General features: G+C 72.1%; 9 protein-coding genes. 2 read left to right on the top strand and 7 right to left on the bottom strand.

The features are described from left to right. The coding region (locus EAO76_RS16750; protein WP_262375533.1) for a TPM domain-containing protein at positions 1-507 on the bottom strand (507 nt) is incomplete at its 3' end. 154 nt (positions 508-661) lie between these two features. Here EAO76_RS16750 and EAO76_RS16755 point away from each other — a divergent pair. Further along, complete coding sequence (locus tag EAO76_RS16755; protein ID WP_148836775.1) at positions 662-1,693, top strand: hypothetical protein; 1,032 nt, start codon at positions 662-664, stop codon at positions 1,691-1,693. A 171-nt stretch (positions 1,694-1,864) separates the two neighbouring features. Here the strand turns inward: EAO76_RS16755 and EAO76_RS16760 are convergent, their stop codons facing one another. The 5 genes from EAO76_RS16760 to EAO76_RS16780 all read right to left on the bottom strand — a co-directional run bounded on the left by EAO76_RS16760 (position 1,865) and on the right by EAO76_RS16780 (position 8,101). After that, positions 1,865-3,337 (bottom strand): glucoamylase family protein, encoded by a 1,473-nt coding sequence (locus EAO76_RS16760; RefSeq protein WP_148836767.1) that lies wholly within the window; start codon positions 3,335-3,337, stop codon positions 1,865-1,867. 316 nt (positions 3,338-3,653) lie between these two features. Further along, complete coding sequence (locus tag EAO76_RS16765) at positions 3,654-4,856, bottom strand: glycoside hydrolase family 1 protein (protein WP_148836768.1); 1,203 nt, start codon at positions 4,854-4,856, stop codon at positions 3,654-3,656. Positions 4,857-4,968: 112 nt separating this feature from the next. Then, positions 4,969-5,856, bottom strand: a complete 888-nt coding sequence (locus EAO76_RS16770) for a carbohydrate ABC transporter permease (protein WP_148836769.1) — start codon at positions 5,854-5,856, stop codon at positions 4,969-4,971. Further along, positions 5,853-6,845, bottom strand: a complete 993-nt coding sequence (locus EAO76_RS16775) for a carbohydrate ABC transporter permease (protein WP_148836770.1) — start codon at positions 6,843-6,845, stop codon at positions 5,853-5,855. The genes EAO76_RS16770 and EAO76_RS16775 overlap by 4 nt, the downstream gene beginning before the upstream one ends. A 5-nt stretch (positions 6,846-6,850) precedes the next feature. Next, positions 6,851-8,101, bottom strand: coding sequence for a sugar ABC transporter substrate-binding protein (locus EAO76_RS16780; RefSeq protein WP_148836771.1), 1,251 nt, complete (start codon positions 8,099-8,101; stop codon positions 6,851-6,853). Positions 8,102-8,348: 247 nt separating this feature from the next. On the opposite strand from EAO76_RS16780, the gene EAO76_RS16785 reads away from it, so the two are divergent. Next, complete coding sequence (locus tag EAO76_RS16785) at positions 8,349-9,341, top strand: acetylxylan esterase (protein WP_148836772.1); 993 nt, start codon at positions 8,349-8,351, stop codon at positions 9,339-9,341. 405 nt (positions 9,342-9,746) lie between these two features. Here EAO76_RS16785 and EAO76_RS16790 read toward each other — a convergent pair whose 3' ends face one another. Then, the gene (locus EAO76_RS16790) at positions 9,747-10,787 is read right to left on the bottom strand and encodes a LacI family DNA-binding transcriptional regulator (RefSeq protein ID WP_148836776.1); all 1,041 of its coding nucleotides are present in this window, start codon (positions 10,785-10,787) and stop codon (positions 9,747-9,749) included. Positions 10,788-10,857: the final 70 nt, after the last annotated feature.

Genomic DNA, 10,857 nt, shown 5'->3' on the forward strand with positions numbered 1-10,857 from the left:
CCGGCCCGTCAGCACCGCCGCGTACCCGTTCGCGGCGCCGATCGCCGCCCCGGCCCAGTCGTTCTCCCGCAGCGCGGGCTCGACCGCCGTGCGCGCCACGTCCCGGAGCTGGTCGTCGGTGAGGCGCGAGCCCTGCTCGACGGTGTACGCGTACCGCCGGTCGTGGGTGGCCACGGCCAGCAGGACGTCGTCCCGGCCGAGATCGTTGCGGTCGGCCGTCGTGTCGGCCCAGCCCTGCGCGGACCGCCCGGAGAAGTCGCGCACGTAGACGACGAAGAGCTGGACGCGGCGGTCCGCGTACAGCCGGTCGAGTGCCGCCTCCACCTGGTCCCCGCGGTTTCCCAGCGCCCCCACCCGGTCGGTGATCTGCCCGTCCCGGGACAGCGTGACGGGATCGTCGGCGCGCGCGGCGGGCAGCACGGGGAGGGCCAGCCAGCACACCGCCGAGAGCACGGTGAGAAGGGCCCGGCCCGGCGGGGAGACCCGGGCACGGCCCACGAGCGGCATCACCTTTGCGAGGCTATGTCCGCCCCGCGCCCCCCGCGACCCGGCGGCCGGACCACCGGGGCACCGCACGGCGCGCCCCCGAACCCTTCAGACTGTGACGGCACACCGACACACGAGGGGGGAGACGGACGTGCTGACGCGGACGAGGCGGGGGATCGCGGCCCTACGGGGACGGGCGGCCCGGTTCCGCCGGCCCTGGCCACGGCGGATCGCGCTGGGCGTGGTCCTGGTGATCGTGGTGCCGGTCCTCGCCGCGGGCACCGCCCTGCGGCTCAACTACACGGGCGACCCCGGCGACGGCACCCGCACCCGGGGCCGCGACGCCATCTGGCTGGGCCACGCCTGGGTCGACGGGCGCAAGGACGACGCCGACCTCGCCGCGTTCGCCGAGCGGATCGCGGGCACCGGCATCAAGGACCTGTACGTCCACGCCGGGCCGCTGGAACACGACGGCACCCTGCCCGCCGGCCGCCACCCCCGGGCCCGGTGGCTGATCGACGCCGTCCACCGCACCCTGCCCGGCATCCGGGTCCAGGCCTGGCTGGGCGACGTACTGGCCACCGAGGGCCCCGAGGGGCTGGACCTGGAACGGGCCGCGTCCCGCACCGCGGTGGTGGCCTCGGCCCGGCAGGTCCTGGACACCGGCTTCGACGGCGTCCACTTCGACCTGGAGCCGCTGCTCTCCGACGACGGCCACTACCTCTCGCTCCTGGACGACCTGCGCGCGCTCACCCGGCCGCGCGGGGCGCAGCTGTCGGTCGCCGCCCACCAGATCGACCCGCTGCCGGCGGCGCACAGCGTGAACGGCGCGCTCAGCGGCAGAGAGAAGTGGTGGTCGCAGAAGTTCTTCGGACAGGTCGCGCGCCGGGTCGACCAGATCGCCGTCATGTCGTACGACACCTGGATGCCCCTGGAGGGCCTGTACGGCGGCTACGTCGCCCAGCAGACGGCGCTGGCCCTGGAGGTGACGCCGGAGGACACCGACCTGCTGATGGGGCTGCCCTTCTTCCACGAGGACGACCTCGGGCACCACGAGTCGGCGGAGACGGTCACGGCCGCGGTCCGGGGCACCAGACTGGGTCTGGCCCGCACGGACCGCGGCCGCGAACGGTTCGGGGTCGCCCTCTACGTCGACTTCGCCGCCCGGGACGGGGACTGGGCGGCGTACCGGGAGGACTGGAACTGACCCCGGGGCCAAGGGACTTCAGGGCTCCGGGAGCCCTGAACTCCGGGGCCGGGGGCCCGTCCGGCCCCGGACTCCAGGCGGCGCACCGGGCCGGGGCCGGGCCCCGAGCACTCCGCCCCGCCCCGGTGCGCCGTGTCGGTGGGCGCTCTCAGAGCCTGTCGGGTGGCGCTCTCAGATGGAGAACCGCTCCTTGGCGAGCAGCGGTCGCACCCGCGACCGGAACCCGCCGGTGCGGAACGGGCGTTGCAGCAGACCGGGGCGGAGCGCCTGGGCCAGGGCCGCGGCGATCATGCCCTGGTCGAGGGCGAGCAGGTAGTCGCTGACCCGGCCGGTGCCCACGTTCACGGAGTCCCGGAACCCGTACCCGGGGTGGTAGGCGCCGAAGTCGCGGTCGAGCGCGCGCAGGTTGGCGACCGCCTCGTCGTGGGCGTAGGGCAGGGCGAGGAAGGAGGCGTGCGGGGTGACCACGCCGTTGGTGAACGCGGAGGCGGGCGGCAGCGGCGCGCCGTCCTCGGTGTACGTGCGGTCGGTGTTGGAGGCGTAGCCGTCCACCTGCATGCCGAGCGCGTCGACGCCGTACTCCTGGTAGCCGCCCTCGGGGACGTTGGCGGGGGAGAAGCCCCAGTACCCGTACTCCGCCTCCGCCAGGCCGTGCTCGATCTGGCCGCGGACGTAGCGGTGGTGGTTCTGCCCCCAGGAGTGCGGCGACCACTCCTGCTCCGGCACGAACAGCGGCACCATCAGCGCCTCGAACATCGACCCGCCCCAGGTGGGCACGATCTTCCGGCCCCGGTGGGTGTAGTGGCCCTGCCAGACGCGGACGCCGTCCATGGCGACGTAGCTGCCGCCGGGGTGCTGCTCCTGGCCGTGCTCGGGGAGCATCGTGCGCAGCAGGTGCCAGTAGTGGTCGGCGGGCAGCGAGCCGTCCGCGATGCCCAGGTAACTGGCCATCCGGGGCTCGGTGTTGAGCGCGCCGTAGTGGTGGCCGGTGGGCTCGCCGGTGTCGGTCCAGAAACCGCCGCGCAGCTGGCCGGGGCCGGCGACGGGGTCGGCGGGGTCGTACGGCGTGTAGTAGTGGGACCAGTCGGCGGTCGCCAGGATGCGGGCGATCCGGGGGCGCAGCGCGGGCGCGGCGTCGGCGGCGATCCGCAGGCCGGTGACCAGCCAGGCGTTGTCGACCGAGGAGAGGAACGGGCGCACCGGGTCGCCGCTCTCGGGCCAGTGGGTGATGACCGAACCGTCGTGCGCGTCGTACCAGTTGAGCCAGAAGCCGTGGTGGCGCTCCAGCTTCTCGACGGCCCGTACGGTGTGCTCCAGCCTGCGCCGCATGGTGGCGTCGTCGATCACGCCGAGTCCGGCCGCGGCGACGGTCGACCACAGGCCGCAGCCGATGTTGGTGGGGGAGGTCTGGCGCGACTGCACGGGGCGCGCCCCGCTGACGTCGATCTTGTCGACGGCCAGACCGAAGTCGGTCGTCATGGCCTCGATCGAGCGGTACGTGTCACGGAACCAGCGCAGCAGCAGCGGCGCGTCCGGGCCGCGCAGGGGCCGGGCGGCGGCGCCCGCCGGGGACGCGGACACGGCCCCGAGCGACAGGGCCGCGGCCCCGGTGCCCGCGGCGGTGAGAAAGGTGCGACGGTCCATTTGAACCCCTCGAAGAAGAGCCGTCGGCGCTCCGGCCGGCGGGCGGATTTCGTTCGTCGGTCGTGATCGCGGGTGCGGGGGCGCCCGGCGCGGGCGCCGCACGTGAACGGGGCTGGACACGGGCGGCGCCGCACGCGGGCGCGGGGCCCGTCCGGCGCGTGTGCGCGGGCCGGACGGGGCCCCGGCGATACGGGAACCGGCGATCCGTCAGGTGTCGCCGGCCCCCGTACGGGCGGGAGCCGTCAGGTGGCTCCCGGTCGGGGGGAGCCGGGATGACCCGGCTCGGGGAGAGCCGGGACGGCTCCGGGGGCCGACGTCAGCCGGCGGTGCGCGGCAGCGCGCGGGTGCGGCCCATTTCGCCCAGCCAGGAGGCGGACGGCTTGGGCAGCCGCTCGAAGGTCTCCGGGTTCCAGCCGATCAGGCCGAAGGTGGGCTTGTAGGAGCCCCACTCGTAGTTGTCGAGGGCGCTCCAGGCCAGGTAGCCCTGGACGTTCAGGCCGTCCTCGACGGCGCGGGCGACCTCGTTCAGCGCGCCGGTGTAGTAGTCGATCCGGCGCCGGTCGTCGTCGGTCGCGATGCCGTTCTCGGTCACGATCAGCGGGATGCCGTTGCCGGCCACCTCGGCGGTGTGGCGCAGCGCGTACCCGACGGCGGAGGGGTAGTACTCCCACTGCGTGAGGGTGCGCTCGGCGCCCTCGGGCGTCGGTATCGGTCCCTCGGGGCCGATCTTGGTCCGGGTGTAGGACTGCACGCCGATCCAGTCGTCGCCGCGGGCGGCCTCGATGAAGACGTCCTCGCGGGGGTGGCGGTAGGCCGCGGTGACCTCCTCGGCGCCGGGCAGGGCCTGGTAGACCTGGTTGGCGATGGTCCAGCCGACCTTGATCTCCGGGTCGATCGCCCGGACCGCCTTCACGGCAGCGTGGTGCGCGGCGATGACGGCCTCGGTGGTCTCGTCGTCGGGGGTCGGCAGGCCGGCGGGCGGGAAGCTGTTGTCGCCCCGCTTGGCCTGGCCGGCCATCACGGCGATCATGTTCGGCTCGTTGATGGTGCAGACGTACTCGACGCCCTCGGAGATCACCGGCGCGCAGGCCGCGACGTAGCGGGCGAACAGCTCGGTGGCGCCCTCGGCGGTCCAGCCGCCGCGCGCCTCGAACCACTGCGGCACGGTGAAGTGGTGCAGGGTGATCATGGGGCGCAGGCCGCGCTCGATCGCGCCCTCGACCATGCGGCGGTAGTGGGCCAGCTCGGCACGGGAGAAGGTGCCCTCGACGGGCTCGATGCGGGCCCACTCGATGGAGAACCGGTAGTCCGTGAAGCCCAGCCGGGCCAGCACGTCCATGTCCTCGTGCCAGCGGTGGTAGCTGTCGCAGGCGTCCAGGCTGGGTTCCTGGATGTGGGTGCCGGGGGTGTGCTCCTTGACCCACCAGTCGCAGTTGGTGTTGTTGCCCTCGATCTGGTGCGCGGCGGTGGAGGCGCCCCACAGGAAGCCTTCGGGGAACGGGACCTGGGTGTGAGTCATCGCAGACTGTCTTTCTGGTGCGTGAAGGGGTGTGACCGGGCGGATGTGGGGCGCGCGGCCTCGTACGTTTCGTGGGGGCGGCCGGGGAAGGGCCCGGCCGCCCGGGGCGGGGCTACTTCATGCCCGCCGTGGCGATGCCCTGGGTGAAGTGGCGCTGGAGCGCGATGAAGACGACCAGGACCGGCAGCACGATCAGGAAGGACCCGGCCATCAGCATGCCGTTGGATCCGCCCGCCTTGTTGGGGTCGGTGGCGAAGGTGGCCAGCGCGACCGGGAGGGTGTACTTGTCGGGGTCGTTGGTCGCGATGAGCGGCCAGACGAAGTTGTTCCAGGAGCCCAGGAAGGTGAAGATCGAGAGCGTCGCCAGCGCGGGCTTCACCAGCGGCATCACGATGCGCCAGAAGATGTACCACTCGCCGGCGCCGTCCATCCGGGCCGCCTCCAGCAGCTCGTCCGGGATCGACTGCATGAACTGCCGCATCAGGAAGACCCCGAAGGCACCGGCCGCGAACGGCAGCACCAGACCGGCGTACGAGTCGATCAGCTGCAACTTGCTCATCAGCACGAACAGCGGCAGCAGCATCAGGTTGCCGGGCACCATCAGCGCGCCCAGGACCAGCCCGAAGATCTTGTTGCGGCCGGCGAAGTTCAGCTTGGCCAGGGCGTAGCCGAGCATCGAGCAGAACACCAGGTTCGAGACGGTCACCAGCACCGCCACGATCACCGAGTTCATGAAGTACAGCGGCAGGTCGAGCTTGTCGAGCAGCTGCCGGAAGTTCTCCAGGGTCCACTCGGTCGGGAGCCACACGGGCGGGCTGGCCGACAGGTCCGTCTGCGTCTTGAAGGCGGAGACCGCCATCCACAGGAACGGCGCCGACATGACCAGCAGGCCGAGGGAGAGCAGGACGTAGACGAGGACGCGCCTGGCTCCGCCGCCGGACCGCCGGGACTTCTTCACGGGCGCCGTCGGGACGGCGCCGGGTGCACTGGTGGCGCTCATTTCGTGTTGTCCTTCAGCAGTCGGAGCTGCAGCACCGTGATGCCCATGATCACTACGAAGAGGACATACGCCATGGCACTCGCATAGCCCATGTGGAAGAAGTTGAAGCCCTCGCGGTACATGTTCAGCGAGACGGTGAGCGTGGAGTCCGAGGGACCGCCCTGGGTCATCACGAACGGTTCCTCGAAGACGTTGAGGTAGCCGATGGTCGTGATCACCGTGGCGTAGAGCAGCGTGGGCCGCAGCAGCGGCACCGTGATGCCCTTGAACTCCTGCCAGGCGCCGGCCCCGTCCAGCCGGGCGGCCTCCCGCACCTCGGTGGGGATGGCCTGGAGGCCGGCGATGAAGAGCACCATGACCGTGCCGAGGTTGCGCCAGACCGCCATCGCGATCATCGAGGGCATGGCGAGCGTCTCGGACCCCAGGAAGTCGGGCGCGGTGAGGCCCACTTCCGAGAAGAGCCCCGCGATCAGCCCGTCGCTCGGGTCGAGCACGAACCGCCAGACGACGGCGACCGCGACGATGGTCGTGACCACCGGGGCGTAGAAGCCGACGCGGAAGAAGGTCCGCGCCCGGTCGATGCCGTTGTTCAGCAGCACGGCGACGCCCAGACCGAGACCGATCGTCAGCGGGACGCCGACCACCACGAAGTACGCCGTGTTGAACAGCGACTTGAGGAACTTCTCGTCGCCGAACAGCTTGACGTAGTTGTCGAAGCCGATGAACTCCGCGTCCAGCGGGTGCGTGACGTTGCGCAGCCCGAAGTCGGTGAAGCTCATCACCAGCGTCGCGATGATCGGGAACGCCATGAAGACGAGGAAGAGCACGAGGAACGGGGTGGAGAACAGCCAGCCGGCCAGGTTCTGCACGCCCATCGAGCGCTTCCTGCCGCCCCGGCGGCCGGCGGGCCCGCCGGCCGGGGACTTCGAGGTCCCCGGTCCGGCCTGCGCCTTGGCCGACTCCGCGGCCCTTGAGGTCATGGTGCGCATGACTCCTACTTCACGAGGCCTTCGATTTCGGACTGCGCGGTCTTGAGCGCGTCCTCGGCGGACGCCTTGCCCTGGGTCACCTTCGCGATGGCCTGGTCGACCTTGTCCGTGATCTCCGTCCAGTTGGACAGCGACGGCGAGGACTTGGCGGTGTCCATCTGCTTCTTGAAGACCTGGAGGTTGGCGTCGTCGGCGAGGTCGCCGGAGGTCCAGGCGGCGGTGTTGGCCGGCAGGTCCTTGGTGCGCTCGTACCAGTCGGCCTGGCCCTTGGTGTCGGTCAGGTACTTGATGAACTCCTTGGCGGCGGCCTTGTGCTCGCTGTCCTTGGAGATCACCAGGGAGGAGCCGCCGGCCATGGAGACCGAGGACTTGTCGGCGGGCACGTTGGCCACCGCCCACTTGCCCTTGATCTGCGGCTGGCCCTCGTTCAGCAGGGTGACGTGCCAGGGGCCGCCGAAGAACATCGGGACGCGGCCGTTGCCGAAGTCCTTCACCACGTCGTAGCCGGGCTGCACCGACTTGTTGGACAGGCCCTTGTCGAAGTACGAGCCGTACTCCTTGAGCGCCTTGACGGCCTCGGGGCTGTCGATGACGGCCTCGCCCTTGTCGTTGACGATCTCGCCGCCGGCCGAGTAGAGGAAGGAGTAGAAGTTCTGCACCGTGTCCAGGCCGCTGGGCTGGATGGACAGGCCCCACTTGGTCCCGGCCTTCTTCTGGTAGGCCGTGGCGAGGTCCTGCATCTCCTTCCAGTTGCTCGGGGCCTTGGTGACACCGGCCTTCTCGGCCAGGTCGGTGCGGTAGTAGAGGACGCGGGTGTCGACGTACCACGGCACGCCGTACGCCTGGCCGTCCACCTCGCCCTGGCTCCAGCCGGAGGGGAAGTAGTCCTTCTCGTCGAAGGTCTTGGTGTCGACCGGCTCCAGCACCCCGAGCTCGGCGAACTCGCCCATGTAGCTGCCGCCCATCTGCGCCACGTCCGGCAGGGTGCCGGCGGCGGCCGCGGAGACCAGCTTCTGGTGGGCGACGTCCCAGCCGACCGGGGTCACCTTGACGGTGATGTTCGGGTTGGCCTTCGTGTACTCCTTGGCCACATCCGTGAGCTTCTCGCCCTCGGCCCCCATGGCCCAGACGGTGATCGTCTGCTTCTTGTCCGCGGCGACGTCGTCCCCACCGGAGCTGCCGCACGCGGTGATGCCGAAGGTGAGCGCGGCTGCGGTGGCGAGACCGATCGTGGCGTTTCTGGTGGTGCGGGACATGGAGGGCTCCTCCTTGAGCAATCCTGATGTATGCGCTGCCTGTAAGCGCATACATCACTCTGCGACAGGAATTCGGGAATCCGCAAGAGGGTGCTAGGTCACACTCGCGCAACGTGCCGGACACCTGAATGTTCGACTTGGCACGGTAAGTGTGCCATTTGCGAAATAGTGGACGGTGTGACCGATTCCGCATGATCGCGCGGTGGCGCCCCGAGGCCCGCGAGGGCGGGGCGCTACTGTCGCGACCATGGCTTCGTTCGAACATGACTTCCCCTTCGACCCGACCCACGGGCACACGCTCGACGACCTGCTGCGGATATCCGCGCCCGACGGCGCCCCGGCCGACTTCGCCGACTTCTGGCGGGGCCGGTACGAGGAGGCGCGCAAGGTCGACACCGAGCCGGAGCTCGGCCCGCCGGAGGACGAGCGCGACGGCGTGCGGATCCACGGCGTGACCTTCACCTCGGTGGGCGGGGTGCGGCTCGGCGGCTGGGTGGCGCTGCCCGACACGGGGACGGCGGAGCGCGGCTTCGTCATCGGGCACGGCTACGGCGGCCGGGAGGCCCCGGGCCCCGACGTGCCGCTGCCGCTGCCCCGGTCCGCGGCGATCCTGCCGTGCGTGCGGGGCATGGTCTCGCGCGGCCTGCTGCCGGGCGTGCCGACCGTCTCCAGCGCGCACGTGCTGCACGGCATCGAGTCGCGCGACACCTATGTCATCGGCGACTGCGTGGCGGACCTGTGGTGTGCGGCCTCGGCCCTGCACGAGCTGGTGCCGGAGCTGGCGCCCGGCACGGGCGCCCCGCTGCTCGGTTACCTGGGGGAGAGCTTCGGCGGCGGGCTCGGCGCGCTGGCGATGCCCTGGGACGACCGCTTCGGGGCGGCGCAGCTGACCGTGCCGACCTTCGGGAACCACCCGCTCCGACTCACCCTGCAGTGCACCGGCAGCGGCGAGGCGGTGCGCGGGTACCACCGGGACCACCCCGAGGTCACCGAGGTCCTGCGGTACTTCGACGCCGCCACGGCCGCGACGTGGCTGAAGCAGCCCACGCTGGTGGCCGCGGCGCTCTTCGACCCGTCGGTGCCGCCGCCGGGGCAGTTCGCCGTGCACAACGCGCTGGCCGGCGAGAGCGAGCTCCAGGTGCTGAGCGCGGGCCATTTCGAGCACGAGGGCCTGGTGGCGGAGACGGCGGAGCTCAGGGCGGCCCGCCGGTGGTTCTTCGGGGAGCGGCTGGGACGCTGATCGGGGCGGTGCGGCCGCGGCCGGGACGCCTCCCCGGGTTCCGGGCGGTGCGGGCTTCGGGGGGTACGGGCTTCAGGCGATGCGGGCTTCGGACGGTGCGGCCGCGGCCGGGACGCCTCCCCGGGTTCCGGGCGGTGCGGGCTTCGGGGGGTACGGGCTTCAGGCGATGCGGGCTTCGGACGGTGCGACCGCGGCCGGGACGCCTCCCCGGGTTCCGGGCGGCACGGGCTTCGGGGGGTACGGGTTCCGGGCGGCACGGGCGCACCGCCGTCGGCCGGTCATATCGCCGCCGGTCGGTCGCACCGCCGCCGGTCGGCCGCGCTGCCGCCGACCGGCCGTGCCGTCGTCGCGCGCCGTCGCCGTGCTCCAGGGCCCGGCGACTGTCGCGCGGTGTCCTCGGGGGTGTCAGCCGCAGCCGCAGCTGGCGCGGCGGACCGGGGTGACCGGAAGCATCAGCGACACCGGCTCCTTGCTGCTGTCGCCCAACCGCTGCACCAGCAACTCGACGGCCTGCTCGCCGAGTTGGCGGATCGGCTGACGCACGGTCGTCAGTGCGGGGCGGACGATCCGGCTCAGCGGGATCCCGTCGAAGCCGGTCACCGCGATGTCCTCGGGCACCCGCACCCCGCGCCGCTCCAGGGCGCGCAGCGCGCCCACCGCCATCTGGTCGTTGGCGAAGAGCACCCCCTGCGGCCGTTCGCCGGGCCGGTCCAGCAGCGCCTCCGCGGCCCGTGCGCCCTCCGCCTGCGTCATCATCGCGGCCCGCAGGTCGGGGGCGTCCGGCACCGGGAGCCCGGCGTCGCCGCACGCCTGCCGGAAGCCGAGGAACCGGGCCTCGGCGTCCGGCGAATCGACCTCGCCGCCGACGAAGGCCAGTCTGCGCAGCCCGTGGTCCTCGATCAGGTGGCGGGTCAGCTCGCGCTCGCCGTCGGCGTTGGCGACGACGATGTGGTCGAGGTGGTCGATCTCGCGGGGGCCGGCGAGCATCACCACCGGGAGCCGGCGCGAGATGACCTCCAGGTCCTCGGTCGGCACGGTCTGCGCCAGCACGGCGAAGCCGTCGACCCGGCCCGCGACCTTCGCGACCAGGCTCTCCGGCCCGCCCTCCAGGGAGGCGGCGATCAGCAGCGCGTAGCCGTGCCGGCGGGCGGCCCGCTCCATGCCGCGGATGATCTGGTCCGAGTAGAGCATCACCGCGTCGTCGGCGTCGCTGTCCGCCTCGGCGTCGGCCTCCGCGTCGGGGTCCGCGTAGTCGGGGAAGCAGAGTCCGAGCACGCCGGTGGTCCGGCTGGCCAGCCCCCGGGCGTTCCCGCTGGGCACGTAACCGAGCTGGCGGGCGGCTTCGAGGACCCGCTCACGGGTCTGGACGCGCACCGAGTCGGGGGTGCGGTAGACCCGCGAGACCGTGGCAATGGAGACGCCGGAACGCTCGGCGAACGGCCGCAGGGGGTGCTCTTCGCCAACGACCAGATGGCGGTGGGCGCGCTGCGCGCCCTGGAGCGGCGCGGGGTGCGGG

This window comes from Streptomyces sp. sk2.1, from assembly GCF_008120935.1.
Taxonomy (GTDB): domain Bacteria; phylum Actinomycetota; class Actinomycetes; order Streptomycetales; family Streptomycetaceae; genus Streptomyces.